Annotated in this window: 15 protein-coding genes and 1 pseudogene; 2 read left to right on the plus strand and 14 right to left on the minus strand. The window is 73.1% G+C overall.

What is annotated here, in order from left to right:
* Positions 1-78: 78 nt before the first annotated feature.
* Positions 79-999, minus strand: a complete 921-nt coding sequence (locus LVO85_RS01530; RefSeq protein ID WP_232745641.1) for an NAD(P)-dependent oxidoreductase — start codon at positions 997-999, stop codon at positions 79-81.
* 42 nt (positions 1,000-1,041) lie between these two features.
* On the opposite strand from LVO85_RS01530, the gene LVO85_RS01535 reads away from it, so the two are divergent.
* Positions 1,042-2,226: a PQQ-dependent sugar dehydrogenase gene (locus tag LVO85_RS01535; protein ID WP_232745642.1), complete on the plus strand. Its 1,185-nt coding sequence runs from the start codon at positions 1,042-1,044 to the stop codon at positions 2,224-2,226.
* Between the two features lie 202 nt (positions 2,227-2,428).
* Here LVO85_RS01535 and gatB read toward each other — a convergent pair whose 3' ends face one another.
* The 10 genes and pseudogenes from gatB to LVO85_RS01590 form a co-directional block, all read right to left on the minus strand.
* Positions 2,429-3,991, minus strand: a complete 1,563-nt coding sequence (gene gatB / locus LVO85_RS01540) for an Asp-tRNA(Asn)/Glu-tRNA(Gln) amidotransferase subunit GatB (protein ID WP_232745643.1) — start codon at positions 3,989-3,991, stop codon at positions 2,429-2,431.
* The gene (gene gatA, locus LVO85_RS01545; RefSeq protein WP_232745644.1) at positions 3,988-5,508 is read right to left on the minus strand and encodes an Asp-tRNA(Asn)/Glu-tRNA(Gln) amidotransferase subunit GatA; all 1,521 of its coding nucleotides are present in this window, start codon (positions 5,506-5,508) and stop codon (positions 3,988-3,990) included. Before gatA ends, gatB begins: the two co-directional genes overlap by 4 nt.
* A gap of 4 nt (positions 5,509-5,512) precedes the next feature.
* A complete protein-coding gene (gene gatC / locus LVO85_RS01550; RefSeq protein ID WP_232745645.1) occupies positions 5,513-5,809 on the minus strand; it encodes an Asp-tRNA(Asn)/Glu-tRNA(Gln) amidotransferase subunit GatC in 297 nt (98 codons plus the stop codon).
* Positions 5,810-5,852: 43 nt separating this feature from the next.
* On the minus strand, positions 5,853-6,278 hold the full coding sequence (locus LVO85_RS16905; protein WP_232745646.1) for a glutaredoxin domain-containing protein: 426 nt from the start codon (positions 6,276-6,278) through the stop codon (positions 5,853-5,855).
* Between the two features lie 45 nt (positions 6,279-6,323).
* Complete coding sequence (locus tag LVO85_RS01560) at positions 6,324-7,568, minus strand: multicopper oxidase family protein (protein ID WP_332875391.1); 1,245 nt, start codon at positions 7,566-7,568, stop codon at positions 6,324-6,326.
* Positions 7,501-7,731 (minus strand): annotated as a pseudogene (locus LVO85_RS17155) (copper oxidase); the annotation flags it as partial. The gene LVO85_RS01560 and the pseudogene LVO85_RS17155, both read right to left, overlap by 68 nt.
* Before the next feature lie 249 nt (positions 7,732-7,980).
* Complete coding sequence (ligA, locus tag LVO85_RS01575) at positions 7,981-10,104, minus strand: NAD-dependent DNA ligase LigA (RefSeq protein ID WP_232745647.1); 2,124 nt, start codon at positions 10,102-10,104, stop codon at positions 7,981-7,983.
* 4 nt (positions 10,105-10,108) lie between these two features.
* Positions 10,109-11,062: a DMT family transporter gene (locus LVO85_RS01580; RefSeq protein ID WP_232745648.1), complete on the minus strand. Its 954-nt coding sequence runs from the start codon at positions 11,060-11,062 to the stop codon at positions 10,109-10,111.
* Positions 11,059-12,072, minus strand: coding sequence for a uroporphyrinogen decarboxylase/cobalamine-independent methonine synthase family protein (locus tag LVO85_RS01585; protein ID WP_232745649.1), 1,014 nt, complete (start codon positions 12,070-12,072; stop codon positions 11,059-11,061). Before LVO85_RS01585 ends, LVO85_RS01580 begins: the two co-directional genes overlap by 4 nt.
* A 276-nt stretch (positions 12,073-12,348) precedes the next feature.
* Positions 12,349-14,049 (minus strand): alpha/beta hydrolase, encoded by a 1,701-nt coding sequence (locus LVO85_RS01590; protein WP_232745650.1) that lies wholly within the window; start codon positions 14,047-14,049, stop codon positions 12,349-12,351.
* A gap of 140 nt (positions 14,050-14,189) precedes the next feature.
* Here LVO85_RS01590 and LVO85_RS01595 point away from each other — a divergent pair, with 140 nt between their 5' ends.
* Positions 14,190-14,462 carry a DUF2087 domain-containing protein gene (locus LVO85_RS01595; RefSeq protein ID WP_232745651.1) on the plus strand — a complete coding sequence of 91 codons (273 nt, stop codon included), beginning with the start codon at positions 14,190-14,192 and terminating at the stop codon, positions 14,460-14,462.
* A 28-nt stretch (positions 14,463-14,490) separates the two neighbouring features.
* Here the strand turns inward: LVO85_RS01595 and LVO85_RS01600 are convergent, their stop codons facing one another.
* Genes LVO85_RS01600 through LVO85_RS01610 form a run of 3 tightly spaced genes read right to left on the minus strand, consistent with a single transcriptional unit; the run spans position 14,491 to position 17,482 of the window.
* On the minus strand, positions 14,491-15,159 hold the full coding sequence (locus tag LVO85_RS01600; RefSeq protein WP_232745652.1) for a DUF2461 domain-containing protein: 669 nt from the start codon (positions 15,157-15,159) through the stop codon (positions 14,491-14,493).
* Positions 15,156-16,286 carry a tRNA 2-thiouridine(34) synthase MnmA gene (gene mnmA / locus LVO85_RS01605; RefSeq protein WP_232745653.1) on the minus strand — a complete coding sequence of 377 codons (1,131 nt, stop codon included), beginning with the start codon at positions 16,284-16,286 and terminating at the stop codon, positions 15,156-15,158. Before mnmA ends, LVO85_RS01600 begins: the two co-directional genes overlap by 4 nt.
* A complete protein-coding gene (locus LVO85_RS01610; protein ID WP_232745654.1) occupies positions 16,286-17,482 on the minus strand; it encodes a cysteine desulfurase family protein in 1,197 nt (398 codons plus the stop codon). The genes mnmA and LVO85_RS01610 overlap by 1 nt, the downstream gene beginning before the upstream one ends.
* Positions 17,483-17,484 lie beyond the last annotated feature (2 nt).

Raw genomic sequence — 17,484 nt, forward strand, 5'->3', positions numbered from 1 at the left:
GCTCACGCTAGGGGGAGGCTGTTTCCCCACGGTTTCGCCGACGTGTCGTGGACGTGGCGCATCCCGGGGGGCCGGGTCTCACCCGGTCGCGACCACGTGAGGCAGCTGTCCCCTCTGCCCGTATGCGGTGAGCTGCGCCCGCAGGTAGCGCGCCATCCGGGGGGCGAACGCGCTGGTGCTGCCCGCGGTGTGTGGGCTGACGAGCACACCTGGGGTGCTCCAGAGCGGGTGGTCCGGCGGCAGCGGCTCGGGGTCCGTGACGTCGAGCGCGGCCCGCAGCCTGCCGCCGGCGCACTCCGCGACGAGGGCGTCGGTGTCGACGACCGCACCCCGGCCGACGTTGACGACCAGGGCGTCGTCGGGCAGCAGGGCCAGTGCCGCGGCGTCGACGAGCCTGCGGGTGCCCTCCGTGAGCGGGGTCGCGAGCGCGAGGACGTCGGCCCGCGGCAGCAGCGCGGGCAGCTCGGCGACGCCGTGGACCCGGTCGACCAGGCCGTCCCCGGCGCGTGCGCGGGACGCCACGGCGACCACCTCCGCCTCGCAGGCGCGCAGCCGCGTGGCCAGGGCACGCCCGATGCCGCCGTAGCCGACCACGACGACGGTGCTGTCGGCGACGGAGCGTCGCTGCCGTGGCGCCGCCCACTCCCCGCTCGCCTGGGCCCGGACGAAGTCGGGCAGGTCCCGCTGCGCGGCCAGCAGCAGTGCCAGGGCCAGCTCGGCAGTGGCGGTGTCGTGCACCCCGACGGCGTTGGACAAGGTCACTCCCGGCGGCAGGAAGCGCAGCGCGTGCTCGTGCCCGGCCGAGCTCAGCTGGACAGCACGCAGCCCGGGCAGCTCGGCGAGCCGGGTGACCCACGGGGCCTGGTGGGTCGGCACGACGACCACCTCGACCTCGCCGGCCCGCGGCGGGTCGGTGCGCAGGTCCCAGGGCAGGATCTCCACCCCCTCGACGGGTCCGACGAGCTCGACCAGGGACGGGGGCACGGTCACGACACTCACCCGCCGCAGCCTATGTCCAGGTGCAGGTGGCACGCTGGGGCGATGCACCGACGACGGACATCGCTGCTGGCCGGAGCTGCACTGCTCGCTGTCGCGGCGTGCGGCGCCGAGGAGCCGGAGGCCACGGACCCGGCGCCCACCGAGGTCTCGGCCTCGCCGGAGCCGAGCTCGCAGGACCCTGACGCGGCCACGGTGTCCGCGCCCGAGACCACGACGCAGACGGCCACGCCCACCGCGACCGAGGAGGCTGCGCCGCTGGAGCCGCTCGTCGTCGTCGCCGACTCGCTCGACGTCCCCTGGGGGCTCGCGGTCGTCGAGGACGGCACCGCAGCGCTCGTGGGCGAACGTGACACGGCGCAGGTGTGGCGGGTGCCCCTGGAGGGCGAGCGTGAGCTCGTCGCCACCGTGCCCGGGGTCCGGCCGGACAGCGAGGGCGGCCTGCTCGGCCTCGTCGTCCCCCCGGACGGCGACGGCTCGCAGTTCTTCGTCTACGCCACCACCGCCGAGGACAACCGCGTGCTGCGCATCGACACCTCCGGCGGCGAGCCGCAGGTCGAGGTGGTGCTCGACGGCATACCCAAGGCCGGCAACCACAACGGTGGCCGGCTGGCGTTCGGCCCCGACGGTCACCTCTACGTGAGCACCGGTGACGCCCTGGACGTGGGCCTGGCCCAGCAGCCCGGCTCCCTGGGCGGCAAGATCCTGAGGATCACCGAGGACGGCGACCCTGCGCCGGGCAACCCGGACCCCGACTCACCCGTGTGGTCCCTGGGGCACCGCAACGTCCAGGGGCTGGGGTGGGACTCGCAGGGCCGGATGTGGGCCAGCGAGTTCGGACAGAACGCCCTCGACGAGCTCAACCTCATCGAGCCCGGTGGCAACTACGGCTGGCCCCTCTACGAAGGACCGGGAGGGGACCCGGCCTACGTCGACCCCGTGCTCACCTGGACCACCGACCAGGCCTCCCCCTCGGGGCTGGCGGTCGGCCCGGACGACGCGATCTACGTGGCGGCGCTGCGCGGACAGGCGCTGTGGCGCGTGCAGGTCGACGCCGACGGCGTGGCAGGGGAGCCGGAGCGGCTGCTCACCGACCACGGACGGCTGCGCAGCGTGGTCGTCGACGACGCCGGTGCACTCTGGGTGCTCACGAGCAACACCTTCCGCGGCAGCCCTGCCGAGGACGACGACCGGCTCCTGAGGCTCGACCCGGCGGAGCTGCGCCGCTGACTCCTCGGCTGGGCCGTCCGGGGGTGTCAGGTCCCGTCGTTTCTGACCAGTGCCGTCGTTTCTGACCGGTGCTGCCGTTTCTGACCGGTGCTGTGCTGCAGCGCAGCACCTGTCGGACACCGCAGCACCCGTCGGACACCGCAGCACCGGAGCGGGCCGGCTGCACGGAGGCCGGGACAGGGCAGCTCTCGGCGGGTGGCGGTCAGGAGACGCCGAGCCGCTCCAGGATGAGGGCACGCGCCTTGGCCGCGTCGGCCTGGCCGCGCATCTCCTTCATCACCTGGCCGATCAGGGCACCGGCGGCCTGCACCTTGCCGTCACGGATCTTGTCGGCCACGTCGGGGTGGGCAGCGATGACCTTGTCCACCGCCGCCTCCAGCGCCCCGTCGTCCTGGACCAGCTCCAGGCCACGGGCGTCGGCGACCTCGGCCGGGCCGCCCTCGCCGGCGAGCACGCCCTCGAGCACCTGCCTGGCCATCGAGTCGTTGAGACGGCCATCGCGGACCAGCCCGTCCAGCTCGGCGACGTGCGCGGGCGTGACGCCCATGGCCGTCACCTCGACCCCCTCGCTGTTGGCCCTGCGGGCCAGCTCGCCGGTCCACCACTTGCGGGCCGCCGCGGGCGTGGCTCCCGCTGCCACCGTGTCCTCGATGACCTCCAGCGCCCCCGCGTTGACGACGTCGCGCATCTCCAGGTCGGAGTAGCCCCAGTCGGCCTGCAGCCGCTTGCGGCGCTCCTGCGGCGGCTCGGGCAGCGTCGCCCGCAGGCGCTCGACGTCCTCACGGGTCGGTGCCACCGGCACCAGGTCCGGCTCGGGGAAGTAGCGGTAGTCGTCGGCGTCGGACTTCGGGCGGCCCGAGGTCGTCACTCCGGTGTCCTCGTGCCAGTGCCGGGTCTCCTGCGTGATCGGCGACCCGGAGTCGAGCACGGCGGCGTGCCGGGTGATCTCGTAGCGCACGGCACGTTCGACCGAGCGCAGGGAGTTGACGTTCTTGGTCTCGGTGCGGGTGCCCAGGGGCACGGCCGCCTGCTCCACGGAGGCCGGGTCGTCCGAGACCTTCGCGCGCAGTGACACGTTGGCGTCGCAGCGCATCGAGCCCTGCTCCATCCGCACGTCGGAGACCCCGAGGGCCTTGAGCAGGTCGCGCAACGCCGAGACGTACGCCTTGGCGATCTCCGGCGCACGCTCCCCCGCCCCGGTGAGCGGCGTGGTGACGATCTCGATGAGCGGGATGCCGGCACGGTTGTAGTCGACCAGCGAGTAGTCGGCGCCGTGGATACGACCGGTGGAGCCGCCGACGTGCAGCGATTTGCCGGTGTCCTCCTCCATGTGGGCGCGCTCGATGCCGACCCGGAAGACCTCGGTGCCACCGGCGCCGTCATCGTGCTCCACGTCCAGGTAGCCGCCGAACGCGATCGGCTCGTCGTACTGGCTGGTCTGGAAGTTCTTGGGCATGTCCGGGTAGAAGTAGTTCTTGCGCGCGAAGCGGCACCACGACGCGATCTCGCAGTTCAGCGCCAGGCCGATCCTGATCGCCGACTCGACGGCTGCGTGGTTGACCACCGGCAGCGCACCGGGCAGGCCCAGGCACACCGGGCACACCTGGGTGTTGGGCTCGGCGCCGAACTCGGTGGCGCACCCGCAGAACATCTTGGTGGCGGTGTTGAGCTCGACGTGCACCTCCAGGCCCATCACCGGGTCGAAGCGGCGCATCACCTCCTCGAAGGGTACGACCGTCTCCGCGGTCCTGGTCCGTGTGCTCATGCCGGCACCTCCTGCGACTCGACGGTGGGGGCCCGGTCCAGGACCGGCCCGCCCCAGGCCGTGTGGAGCCGCTCCTCCAGGGCCGCGGCCACGGCATACAGCCGCTGGTCCTCGGTCGCGGGCGCGAGCACCTGCAGGCCGACCGGCAACCCGTCCTCGTCGGCCACGCCCACCGGCAGCGACAGGCCCGGGACGCCGGCGAGGTTGGCGGGGATGGTGGCGATGTCGTTGAGGTACATCGTCATCGGGTCCTCGGTCTGGTCGCCGATCCGGAAGGCAGTCGTCGGCGCCGTCGGGCTCACCAGCACGTCGGCCTGCGAGAACGCGGCCTCGAAGTCGCGGGCGATGAGGGTGCGCACCTTCTGCGCCTGGCCGTAGTAGGCGTCGTAGTAGCCGCTGGACAGGGCGTAGGTGCCCAGGATGATGCGGCGCTTGACCTCGTCACCGAAGCCCGCGTCGCGGCTGGCCCCCATGACCTGCTCGGCACTCGGACTGTCGACGCCGTCCGGCCCGACCCGCAGGCCGTAGCGCATGGCGTCGTAGCGGGCCAGGTTGGAGGAGGCCTCGCTGGGCAGGATGAGGTAGTAGGCGGCCATGGCGTAGCGGAAGTGCGGGCAGGAGACCTCGACGACCTCGGCCCCGAGGGCCTTCAGCTCCTCCACCGCCTCCTCGAAGCGGGCCAGCACACCGGCCTGGAAGCCCTCGCCGGAGATCTCGCGCACGACGCCGACCCTGAGCCCGGTGAGGTCACGGGTGGCCGACGCCTCCAGCACCGGCGGCACGGGGGCGTCGATGGACGTGGAGTCCATCGGGTCGTGCCCGGCGACGACCTCGTGCAGCAGCGCCGCGTCGGCCACCGTCCGGGCACAGGGACCGATCTGGTCCAGGGAGGAGGCCAGTGCGATCACCCCGTAGCGCGATACCCCGCCGTACGTCGGCTTGGTGCCGACGGTGCCGGTGACCGCGGCGGGCTGGCGGATCGAGCCACCGGTGTCGGAGCCGATCGCCAGCGGTGCCAGGTATGCCGCCACGGCCGCCGAGCTGCCGCCACCGGACCCTCCGGGGATGCGCTCGAGGTCCCACGGGTTGCGCGTGGGGCCGTAGGCCGAGTGCTCGGTCGAGGAGCCCATTGCGAACTCGTCCATGTTGGTCTTGCCGAGGATCGGCATGCGCGCCTCCTTGAGGCGGGTCACGATCGTCGCGTCGTAGGGCGGCACCCAGCCCTCGAGCATCCGCGACCCGGCGGTCGTCGGGATGCCGACGGTGCAGGCGATGTCCTTGACCGCCACCGGCACACCGGCCAGCCGGGGCAGGCTCTCCCCCGCGGCACGTGCGGCGTCCACGGCACGTGCCGTCGCCAGGGCACCCTCGGTGTCGACCTGCAGGTAGGCGTTGAGCACCGGGTTGAGCCGCTCGATGCGGTCCAGGTGCGCCTGGGTCAGGGCCTCGGAGGTGAAGTCGCCGGCGGCCAGGCCCTCGGCCATCCGGGCAGCGGTGAGCCGCGTGAGGTCGGTCATGGGATCAGTCCTCGTCCAGGATGCGGGGCACGGCGAAGCGCTGCTCCTGCGCCATCGGCGCAGCCGCCAGAGCCTGCTCGACGGCCAGGCTGGGGCGCACCTCGTCCGGGCGGGTCACGTTGGTCAGCGGCAGCGGGTGCGACGTCGGGGGCACGTCGGCGGCCGCGACCTCGTTGACCTGGCCGACCCAGCCGACGATCTGGTCGAGCTGGCCGGCCAGCCGGTCGAGCTCAGCCTCCGAGAGCTGGATGCGGGCGAGCATGGCCACGTGCGCGACGTCGTCGCGGGACAGTGCGGACATGCGGGCCAGTGTATGCGGCGCTCACCGCTGCCCTGGTCGCCGCTCAGGCAGAGAGCCGTTCCCGCACGAGGGAGGGGTCGGGGTTGGTGAACGGCAGACCGTCGATGACCACGGTCGGCACGACCTCGTTGCCGTCGTTGACGCTGCGCACGAAGGCTGCGGCCTCGTCGTCCTGCCAGATGTTCACCCAGTGCGCGTCGTCGGCCAGCCCGCCGAGACCGGAGCGCAGCCGGCCGCAGAAGCCACAGCCGGGGCGCCAGTAGACGACGACGGGACGATCCTGCTCAGGCATGGCCATGACCTCTCGATGACGCGGTGTGCGGCCGCCCTTCCACGGGGAGGACGACCAGGAGAACGCAGCAGCAGCCAGCAGCACCAGGGCCGCGAGGGGCCACTGGCCCTCCAGGGCGATCGACGATGCGGCATACAGGCCGAACACCGCGACGACGACCCACAGGTAGCGCTGCACCGGCCCACGGTACCCCTGCTTCCTGCACGTCGGGGCTGCGCGCCGTCAGTGGTCGGTGCGGCCGGCGGGCGGGGCCACCGGACCGGCGCCGGACCCGCCGGGCGGGAGCACCACGAACTGGCCCATCATCCCCTGGTCCTCGTGGCGCAGGAGGTGGCAGTGGTACATGTTCGGCACCTCCGGGTCGACGTGCTCGGGCAGGGTGACGAGCATCCGCACCGGCTGCCCCGCCGGCAGGAAGACCGTGTCCTTCAGGCCCGCCAGCTCCGGCCCCGCAGCACGGCCGCCGACCGTCAGCACCCGCATCTGCACCCCGTGCACGTGGAAGTGGTGCGGCTCACCGTCACTGTTGAGGACCTCCCACACCTCGGTCTCACCGGCCGTGACGACCTCGTCCACGCGGTCCGTGTCCATGACGGCGCCGTTGATCGTGCGGCCCTGCAGCCTGAAGGTGCGGGTGCGCACAGCCTCCGCCTCCGCCGCGGCCAGGTCCGGGGCGTCCGAGCCGAGCCTGTCGGGCACCTCGGGTGAGGGCTCGAGCGTGGGCCGTGCCCGCAGCTGCACCACGTCGAGGGTGTCGCCACCACCGCTGAACCGTGCGCTCATCGCGCTGACGCCCAAATCGGGCGGGTGGCTGCGCAGCACACGGGTCTCACCCGGGGTCATGGTGACCACGACCTCGGCGCGCTCCCCTGGTGACAGCTGCACGCGGCTCGTGCGGTGGGGAGCCGGCAGCAGCCCGCCGTCACCGGCGACCTGGGTGAGGACGGACCCGTCGTCCAGCCCGAAGTCGTAGGTGCGCTGCACCGACGCGTTGAGCAGCCGCAGCCGCACCCGCTCGGTGGACACCACGGCATACGGCCCGGGCGTGCCGTTGACCAGGACGGTGTCGCCCGGGTCGGCACCCGTGCGCAGTCGACCGTCCTGCTCCAGCGTGACGTCCTGCACGATGACCGGCAGGTCGTCGACGCCGTAGTCACCGGGCAGGTCCAGCGCCTGCTCGACCGGGTCGTCGACGATGAACATGCCCACCATCCCCTGGGCGACCTGCTCGGCCGTCTTCCCGTGCGGGTGGGGGCGGTACCACAGCGTCGCGGCCGGCTGGTCGACCGTCCAGCTCGGTGACCACAGCCCGCCAGGAGCCACCGGCCGGTGCGGCCCCGCCGTCCACGGAGGACGGGAGCTCCATCCCGTGCCAGTGCACCGTGGTGGCCTCGTCCAGCCCGTTGCGGACGTGGACCACGACCTCCTCACCCCGCTGCGCCCGCAGCGTGGGCCCCAGGTGGCCACCCTGGAAGCCGCGGGTGCGGGTCGGGGACGCGCCCCCGAGGTCGCCCTCACCCTCAGCGGCCGTGAGCTGGAACACCCGGCGCCCCTGCGGGTCGGTCTCGGCCGCCGCCAGAGGCGGGACCTGCAGGGCCCGGTCGAAGGCGACCCGTCCCGCGGTGTCCACCCCCTGGGCCAGCAGGACGACGAGGAAGCCGCGCCGGGAGGCTCCTGGCCCACCGCGGCTCGGCGCGTCCTCGGGGGGACGGTGGGTGAGGCGGACGTGTGCTGGCCATGATGGAGCTCCTCGGGACGGCGGACGGACTCGTCCGCCGTGCCCGCCCCATCCAGCCCTGCGAGCGGTTCTGGGGGTGCGGCCAGGGTCGCACTCAGGGGTGGTTCAGGGAGCCCCCTGAACCCTGCCCGCCTCGGGGCTTCAGCCCTGCGGGTCGCCCGTCTCGAGCAGCCGGCGGAACGCCGCCTCGTCGAGGACCGTCAGGCCGAGCTCCTCGGCCTTGGCGGCCTTGGAGCCTGCGTTGGCACCGACGACGACGAAGTCGGTCTTCTTGGACACCGAGCCGGCGGCCTTGCCGCCACGGGCGATGATCGCCTCCTTCGACTCGTCGCGGCTGAAGCCCTCCAGCGACCCGCTCACCACGACGGTCCGGCCCTCCAGGGTCCGCTCGACAGAGGTGTCGCGCTCGTCGGCCATCCGCACCCCGTCGGCCGCCCAGCGCTCGACGATCGCGCGGTGCCAGTCGACTGCGAACCAGTCCTTGACCGACTCGGCGATGACCTGCCCGACACCCTCGGTGGCAGCCAGCGCCTCCGTGTCGGCCGCCCGGATCGCCTCCACCGAGCCGAACTCGGTGGCCAGCGCGCGCGCTGCGGTCGGCCCGACGTGGCGGATCGACAAGCCCACGAGCACACGCCACAACGGCTGGGACTTCGCCTGGTGCAGGTGCTCCACGAGCTTGAGGCCGTTGGCCGAGAGCACCCGCCCGTCCACGACGGCCTCCGGCGGGTCCGACCTCTTCGCGGCGCGCGTGTAGAGCGGCACCCTCCTGATGTCGTCGGCGGTCAGCGAGAAGAGGGTCGACTCGTCGGTGACGACGCCGGCGTCCAGGAGAGCCTGCACGCCCTCCCAGCCCAGCGCCTCGATGTCGAAAGCACCACGGCCCGCCAGCGAGAACAGACGTTCGCGCAGCTGGGCGGGGCAGGCCCGGGAGTTGGGGCAGCGGATGTCCTTGTCGCCCTCGCGCTCCGGGCGCAGCGGCGTGCCGCAGGAGGGGCACTCGGTCGGCATCGCGAACGCGCGCTCGGAGCCGTCCCGCAGGTCGACCACCGGCCCGAGGATCTCGGGGATCACGTCACCGGCCTTGCGCAGCACCACGGTGTCGCCGATCAGCACCCCCTTGCGCACCACCTCGGAGGCGTTGTGCAGCGTCGCCATCTCCACCGTCGACCCGGCGACGACGACCGGCTCCATGACCCCGTAGGGGGTGACCCGTCCCGTGCGGCCCACGTTGACCCGGATGTCGAGGAGCGTGGTGGTGACCTCCTCGGGCGGGAACTTGTAGGCGACCGCCCAGCGCGGTGCCCGGGACGTAGAGCCCAGCGCCCGCTGCACCGGGACCTCGTCGACCTTGACCACCACCCCGTCGACCTCGTGCTCGACGTCGTGGCGGTGCTCGCCGACATGGGCGACGAGCTCCTGCACGGCCTTCATGTCCCGCAGGACCTTCGCGTGCGCCGACACCGGCAGCCCCCAGGCACGCAGCACGTCGTAGGCCTGGGACTGGCGCGAGATCTCGAAACCGCTGCGCGCCCCGATGCCGTGCACCAGCATGCGCAGCGGCCGGGAGGCGCTGACCCGGGGGTCCTTCTGCCGCAAGGAGCCGGCCGCGGCGTTGCGCGGGTTGGCGAACGGCGGTTTCCCGGCCTCGACGAGCGAGGCGTTCAGCTCCGCGAAGGCCTCGATCGGGAAGAACACCTCCCCGCGCACCTCGACCACGTGCGGCACCGGGACCTCGGCGTCGCCCTGCTCCTCGGGGGCCGCCAGCTGGTGCGGGACACCGTCGATGGTGCGCACGTTGAGGGTGACGTCCTCGCCGGTCCTCCCGTCTCCCCGGGTGCCCGCCCGGACCAGCCGGCCGTCCTCGTAGAGCAGGTTGACCGCCAGCCCGTCGATCTTCAGCTCGCACAGGTAGTGCACCTCGGCGCCCCCCGCCTCGCGCTCCACCCGGTCGGCCCAGGCCTGCAGCTCCTCCGGGCTGAACGCGTTGTCCAGGCTGAGCATCCGCTCCAGGTGGTCGACGGGGGTGAACTCCGTGGAGAACGTGCCGCCCACCTGCTGGGTCGGGCTGTCCGGCGTGCGCAGGGACGGGTGCTGCGTCTCGAGCTCCTCCAGCCGGCGGACGAGCGCGTCGAACTCACCGTCGGAGATGACCGGGGCGTCCCGGACGTAGTAGGCGAACTGGTGCTCGCGGATCTCCTCCGCCAGCTCCGTCCACGCGTGCCGGACGTCGTCGGGGACCTGGGTCTCGGCGGGCTCGCTCACCCCGTCATTGTGGCGCACGGGTGCGACGGACCCGGGGTGAGACCACCGGTGCCCGGCCGATCAGCAGCGACGCCGCGATGACGACGCCGGCACCGAGCAGGACGACCGGCCCGACGCTCTCGCCCAGCACCAGCACGCCGAGGGCCACGGACACGATCGGGATGAGGTAGGTGACGCTGACGGCGACCGTGGGGCCGGCCGCGCGCACCACGTCATACTGCATCGACTGCGCGATCCCCGTGCCCAGCACGCCCAGCAGGACCACGGCCAGCACCGGCACCAGCGCGTCCGTGGAGGTGTGCAGCGACCAGGGGGAGGCGCCCGCCTGTGGCGACAGCCACCACCAGAGGGTGAGCAGCAGCGGCATCTGCACGGTCGCGACGAGGATCTGCGCGGTGGGCATGGACAGCCCCCCGGGGTCGGCGCCGCGCAGGAACCTGCGCACGTAGGTCCACCCCAGCCCGTAGCTCGCCGACGCCGTCAGCACCATGGCGAAGCCGACCGGGTCCGGTCCCCTCTCCAGCGACCAGGGCTGCAGGATGAGGAGCACACCCACGAAGCCGATGCCCACGCCGGCCAGCCGTCGGCGGCCCACCGGCTCCGCGCGCAGCAGCATCATCGAGAACGCCACCGTCGCGATGGGTGTCACGGCGTTGGCGATGCCGGCGATGAGCGAGTCGACCCGCTCCTCCCCGACGGCGAACAACGTCCAGGGCAACGAGCACAGCAGGGTGCCGGTGACCAGCAGGTGGCCCCAGGTGCGCGTGCTGCGCGGCAGGCGGCCACCCGCCATCCGCAGCAGCGGCAGCAGCACGACCACGGCACACAGCACCCGCAGGGTGGCCACCTGGACACCGGACATGGCCTCCAGCCCGACCTTCATGAGCAGGTAGCTGGACCCCCAGATGAGCGCCAGCGACAGGAACTTCACCTGCCACGGCACCCGGGTGGGGCTCACCCGGCGGCGCTCTCGGCCAGGTCGCCGGCCAGCCGGACGGTGGCCTCGGTCAGCGCACGGGCGCTCCGGGGGGTGGCACCGGCGAGCCCACAGGCAGGGGTGACCGTGACGTCCGCCAGGTCCCTTCGCGGCAGGCCCACCTCACCCCAGCGGGCGACGAGGTCGTCGTGCGGTCCGCGGTATGCGGTGGGGTCGCCGTCGGCCGGCACGAGTCCCGCCCACAGGGCCGTGCCGGCCTCGACGGCGACGGCCAGGGACTCCCACGCGCGGGCCCCCAGGGCGGTGACGTCGAGGGACAGCGCGTCCGGGCGGGCGTCGCGCAGCACCGGCACCGGTGGCGGCGCAGCACAGTAGTGCACCACGGTGCGGGCGGCCCCACCGGACACAGCACCGTCGAGCACCTGACGCAGGGCGGCCACCGCCTCCGCCGCCTCGGGTGCGCGCAGCACGCGGTAGCCCGACTCCGAGCGCACCCGGCCGAGCAGCACCGTGCCCAGGCTCGGCTCGTCGACCTGGAGCACGACCTCGGCCCCCGGCACCAGCCGGCGCACCTCCCCTACGTGCCCGGCGACACCCTCGGCGAGCGAGGCACACAGGTCACGGGTGGCACCGGCGTCGGAGAGCACGCGGTCGCCCAGCGGCAGCCAGAGCTCGGAGGCCAGCGTCCACGGGCCGCCGACCTGCACCTTGAGAGGTCCGGACCAGCCGTCGTAGGCCTCCGCGAGCTCGTCGAGGTCATGGCGCCAGAAGGAGGCGGTGCGCTCGGCATCTCGTCCCGGACGGTCCACCAGCCGCCAGCCCTGCGGCTGGAGGTCCACCGCCAGGTCGACGAGCAGGCGCGTCGCGCGCCCGACCATGTCGGCACCGGGCCCCCGCGCCGGCAGCTCAGGCAGGTAGGGCAGCCCCGTGACCCCCTCGGCGCTGGCCTCACCCAGCACGTCCCGCACGACGCGGACCGCCTCACGCACGTCCGTCCCGGGCCACGACCCGATCCCGCTCACACCGACCATGGGCACAGTCTGCGGCATCCCCCACCCCCGCGTTGCCAGGGAGATCCCGACGCCCATCCCGCGTTGCCAGGGAGATCCCGACGCCCATCCCGCGTTGCCAGGGAGATCCCGGGAGTCGGAGACGAAGGACAGGACCTACAAGTGAAGCGCCACGCCGGCCGGCGGACTGCCTGCCAGCGGCTGTTCGGGAAGTGCAGACTCCCTGGCAACGTCTGCTCCAGCGTCGCAAACCCCCTCGCAACGGCTGTCGTGGGGGTGCAAACCCCCTGGCAACGGTCACTGGTCGCGGACGAGCAGCACCTCGCGGAGACGCTCGGTGTCGTCGTCCCCCCACCCCTGCGGCTGCAGCACCGCGGCCCAGCCGTTCGCAGGGTCCGCGCCGTACTGGTGGCCGTGGCCCGGGGGCACCCCCTCGGCGAGCGCCAGGTCCGCGGCGACCTGCAGGAACGTCACGAAGGGGAACCAGCGGGTGCTGGGCAGCACGTCGTAGCCCCGCTCCTCCTCCAGCCAGTCGGGCTTGCGCACCGCCAGGGAGAAGTCGAACCAGACGACAGGATCCGAGGGGTGCTGGAGGTAGACCACGCGGGTGTCTCCCCACTCCCCCGTCGGACGCCCGAGGTCGTCGGGCCGGGCGGCGAAGCGCACCGTCCGTCCCTCCTCGTAGACGGGCAGCCACTCCGGTGACCCGGGGTCGCGGTTGTCGACGTACTCCCGCCACAGGTCGCTCATGAAGGGCGGTCCCACGAAGAGGGCCCCGTCGATGCGGGCACGCATGTCGGCGGCGCTGCCGAACGGTGTCTCGCCGCCGAAGGACCCCAGGCTCTCGCCGGCGACGACGAGCAGCGGTCGCTCGTCCTGTGGCAGCTGCTCCCACCGGGCGTAGACGGCCTCGAACAGCGCACGGCCGGCCGCACGGGCACGGCCCTGGTCGATGAGGAAGGACAGCGGGCTGGGCAGGTAGGAGTACTGCATGCTGACCTGCGCGGTGTCACCGTTGTAGAGGTACTCCAGGGCGACGGCCGAGTTCTCGTTGACCCATCCCGTGCCTGTGGTGGTCACGACGGACAGCACCGCACGGTCGAAGCCGCCCGCCCGCTCCAGGTCGTCGACGGCGAGCTCCGCCGTGCTTTCGATGTCGTCGGCGGAGGCGATGCCGGCATAGGCCCGCACGGGCTGGCTCGCCGGCCTGCCGCTGAATGCCTCGAGGTCGTCCACGCTGGTGGCCCCCGCCATGAACCTGCGTCCCTGACGCCCCAGTGACTCCCAGGTCACGAGTGACTCAGGGCTGCCGGAGACCTCCGCGGCGGCCGGCTGCGGCGTGTCCGGCTCGAGCTCGCCGTTGACCTGGGCAAACGACGCGTCGAGAGCACGCACCGCGTTGTCGATGACGACCCCGTTGAGGATGCCGAACGTGAGGGCCAGCACCGCCACGGCGGCGATGAGCGCCGACACCCGTCGCGGGACGACCCGGGAGACGACGCGGTCCAGCCGGCGGTAGACCCACCGCAACACGCGCGCCAGCGCGACGACCAGCACGAAGACCAGCAGCGCCACGGCGATGACCACGAACGGGTGGGCCCAGCCGACCAGCTCGACACCCATCAGCTCTCGCAGCTCGCGCTGCCAGGCCCGGTGTCTCACCAGCACGAGGACGGTGCCGACCGACGCGATGAGGGCGACCGCCAGCGCGACCGGCCGCGAGGCCTCCCCGGGTGCCGGCCGTTCCAGGAAGAAGCGCCAGGCACGGACGACCACCAGCCCCAGCGCATAGCCGAACGCGGCGGAGGCACCGCCGATGACGCCCTGGAAGAAGCCGGAGCGCGGCATCAGCGACGGGGTCAGTGAGAGCCAGAAGAAGAGGACCGCCAGGCTGAGCGCGACCAGCGTCGTGACCGTCGGTGACCAGGCGGGGGACGGCCCGGTGTCCCGCTGTTCCGGAGATGCGTCGGCGCCGCGTGAGCCCTCGTCATCACCCATGTCAACAGCGTAGTCCCGCAAAGCCGTCGACAGGAGCGCCCACGTCTGTGGTGAAGCCCACCTCGTCGTGGCAGGCTCGCAGTGGCACAGTGGGGAGATGGACCACCGGCACAGCGTGGCTCGCCCCCCCGGTGCCCGACGTGCTGCGACCGTTCGTCGACCCGTCCGGGCGTCTCGTCCAGGTGCCCCGCCGCGAGGAGAGACGGGTCGCCGCTCTCAGCTGGGTCGCGCACTCCCTCCCGCACGGTCTCGAGCTCTCCGAGGTGGAGCTCAACAGCCTGCTGCGCGAGTTCCACGACGACGTGGCGATGCTGCGGCGCTACCTGGTCGACGACGCCCTGGTCGAGCGCCCCGAGGCGGGGCGCTACCGCATACCGCCGCAGGACCGGGACCACGCGACACCGGCGGGCTGACCCGGGCACCCGACCGGGGTGACGGCCCTCACCGCCCGGGAGGCTCCTCGGTGGACGGGCCGACGTGCTCGTCGAGCCAGGCGTCGATGTCCTCGGTCTCCCGCCAGAGGGCGACGACCCGTCGCAGCGCCTCTCGCGTGCGCAGCCAGCCGTGCTCGGGCCAGGCCCGCGACAGTGTGAGGCCCTTGTGCCGCAGCAGGTCGACCCTAGGGTGGTCACGAGGGTAGCCACGCGGCGCCGTCGCCAGCGCGCTACCGCCCACGTCGGCGCCGGCGTCCCTGGCCTGCGCGACCAGGCCGGCCAGCACGGGGCCGCTGGTGTCGTCGGCGACGGCGACGCGGAAGCGCTCCAGCTGGTCACGGCTCATCTGGTAGTAGCCCGATGCCGCGAGCAGTCCGTCACCGCTGACCGCGGTGTAGTAGGCGGCCGCCCGGGAGCCGACCACCGCCCCCGCGTGCAGCTTGTAGGGCGAGGTGTCGGCGGAGAAGCGCACGTCACGGTGCGGACGGAAGACCTTGCCGTCCCCGAACTCCGCGGCCACCTCACCGAGCAGACGCTCCAGGGGCTCGCGGATGTCCCGCTCGTAGACGTCGCGGTGGGCGTCGAAGAAGGCCTTGCTGTTGTCGGCCTCGAGCTCGTGCCAGAACGACACCGCGCGCGGACCGAACCCGGTGAACCGACCCAGGACGGTGGTCACGAGGGGGCCCGCCCTGCGGACACCTGACGGCGGTCGGCGGTGGCGATGGTCGCCGACCCGACGACGCGCGACCCGTGGTAGAGCACCACCGACTGGCCGGGGGCGACCCCCCGGATCCGCTCCTCGAGGTGCACCTCGAGCGTCCCGGCCTCGCCGTCGGCCCACGCCCGTGCGGCATACTCCTGGCCGTGCGCCCGCACCTGTGCGCCGACCTCGACGACCCCCTGGGGGGCCGGACCGCACCAGCGGGCGTGGTCCCCGACGATACGGTCGACACCGAGCAGCTCCTGGGCACCCACGACCACGGTGTTGGTGCGGGTGTCGGTGCGCACGACATACCGCTTCGTGCCGTCGGCCGGCGGGACCGTGAGGCCCACACCCCGTCGCTGTCCGACCGTGTAGCCGAAGGCGCCCCGGTGCTCACCGAGCACCTGCCCCTCGGTGTCGACGACGGGCCCCGGCTGCTCGCCGAGCCGGCGCTGCAGCCAGCCACGGGTGTCTCCGTCGGGGATGAAACAGATGTCGTGGCTGTCCGGCTTCCTGGCCACCGAGAAGCCGCGCTGCGCCGCCTCCGCGCGGATGTCGGGCTTGGTCGTGTCGCCGAGAGGGAAGAAGCTGCGCCCGAGCTGCTCCGCGTCGAGCACCCCGAGCACGTAGGACTGGTCCTTGGCCGGGTCGACGGCGCGGTGCAGCTCCCGACGTGTCCCGCCGGGGGCGGCGGAGTCGGCCACCTCGCGGACCTGGGCGTAGTGACCGGTCGCGACGGCGTCGAAGCCCAGTGCCAGCGCCTTGTCGAGGAGGGCGGCGAACTTGATCTTCTCGTTGCAGCGCAGGCACGGGTTGGGGGTCCGGCCTGCGGCGTACTCGGCGACGAAGTCGTCCACGACGTCGGCCTTGAAGCGCTCGGCCATGTCCCAGACGTAGAACGGGATGCCGAGGCGGTCGGCGACCCGGCGCGCATCCCCCGCGTCCTCGAGCGTGCAGCAGCCGCGAGCACTCTCCCGCAGGGTGGCCGCCGACTGGGACAGCGCGAGGTGGACACCCACCACCTCGTGCCCGGACTCCAGCATCCGAGCGGCGGCGACCGCCGAGTCGACCCCGCCGCTCATGGCGGCGACGACGCGCATCAGCCCACCCTCGCGGTGGCCTGACGGGCACGCCGGGCACGGTCCAGCGCTCCGGGGAGGGCGGCCAGGAAGGCGTCGACGTCGGCCTCGCTGGAGGTGTGGCCGAGCGAGAGCCGCAGTGCGCCACGTGCATCCGCCTCGGACACGCCCATCGCCAGCAGGACGTGGCTCGGTCGGGGCACCCCGGCCTGGCAGGCGGACCCCGTGGAGCACTCGACCCCTGCCGCGTCCAGCAGGTAGAGGAGGGAGTCGCCGTCGCAGTCGGGCAGGCGCAGGTGGGCGTTGCCGGGCAGGCGGTGTATGCCGTCGCCGGGCTGCCAGTGACCGCTGACGGTGACCGTGGGGTCGACCGCGAGCGCACCTCGGATGAGCCGGTCCCGCAGGGCGGTCATGTGCTCGGCGTGGACGGCCTGGTGGGTGACCGCGTGGCGCACGGCGACGGCCAGCCCGGCGATGCCGGGCACGTCCAGCGTGCCGCTGCGGATCTGCCGCTCCTGCCCCCCTCCGTGGGTCAGCGGCACAGGGTCCTGGTCGCGTCCGGCGACGAGGACGCCGACGCCGAGGGGGCCACCGACCTTGTGGCCGGTGAGCGTGACGAGGTCGACCGGCACCTCACCCAGGGGCAGGGGCACCTGCCCCAGCGCCTGCACCGCGTCGGTGTGGAACGGCACGCCGTGCTCCCGGGCCACGGCCGCCAGCTCGGCGACCGGCTGCACGGTGCCCACCTCGTTGTTGGCCCACATCACGGACACGAGCGCCGCCGACGAGGGGTCGGCCGCCAGGGCGGCGCGCAGGACGGAAGGGCTCACGACACCGTGCTCGTCGGGCTCGAGCCAGGTCACGTCGGCCTGGCCGGTGCTGACCAGGTGGTCCACGGGGTCCAGGACGGCGTGGTGCTCGACCGCCGACACGACCAGCCGACGACGGGTGGGGTCGTCGCCGTGGCGACGCCAGAAGGTGCCCTTCACGGCGAGGTTGTCCGACTCCGTGCCGCCGGAGGTGAAGATGACCTGGGAGGGGCGCACGCCCAGGTCCTCCGCGATGGACTCGCGGGACTCCTCGACGGTGCGGCGGGCCTGCCGGCCGGAGGTGTGCAGCGAGCTGGCGTTGCCGACCTGCCGCATGGTGGCGGTCACCACCTCGACGACCTCCTCCAGGATCGGGGTCGTCGCCGCGTGGTCGAGATAGGCAGTCACTC

It is taken from the genome of Ornithinimicrobium sediminis (assembly GCF_021272345.1).
Classification (GTDB): domain Bacteria; phylum Actinomycetota; class Actinomycetes; order Actinomycetales; family Dermatophilaceae; genus Ornithinicoccus; species Ornithinicoccus sediminis_B.

Bases quoted from the DNA above. Each gene is read 5' to 3' on its own strand.
- LVO85_RS01535 (WP_232745642.1), top strand. From the start codon at position 1,042: ATGCACCGACGACGGACATCGCTGCTGGCCGGAGCTGCACTGCTCGCT.
- gatB (WP_232745643.1), bottom strand. From the start codon at position 3,991: ATGAGCACACGGACCAGGACCGCGGAGACGGTCGTACCCTTCGAGGAG.
- gatA (WP_232745644.1), bottom strand. From the start codon at position 5,508: ATGACCGACCTCACGCGGCTCACCGCTGCCCGGATGGCCGAGGGCCTG.
- gatC (WP_232745645.1), bottom strand. From the start codon at position 5,809: ATGTCCGCACTGTCCCGCGACGACGTCGCGCACGTGGCCATGCTCGCC.
- LVO85_RS01585 (WP_232745649.1), bottom strand. From the start codon at position 12,072: ATGGTCGGTGTGAGCGGGATCGGGTCGTGGCCCGGGACGGACGTGCGT.
- LVO85_RS01590 (WP_232745650.1), bottom strand. From the start codon at position 14,049: ATGGGTGATGACGAGGGCTCACGCGGCGCCGACGCATCTCCGGAACAG.
- mnmA (WP_232745653.1), bottom strand. From the start codon at position 16,286: ATGCGCGTCGTCGCCGCCATGAGCGGCGGGGTCGACTCGGCGGTCGCC.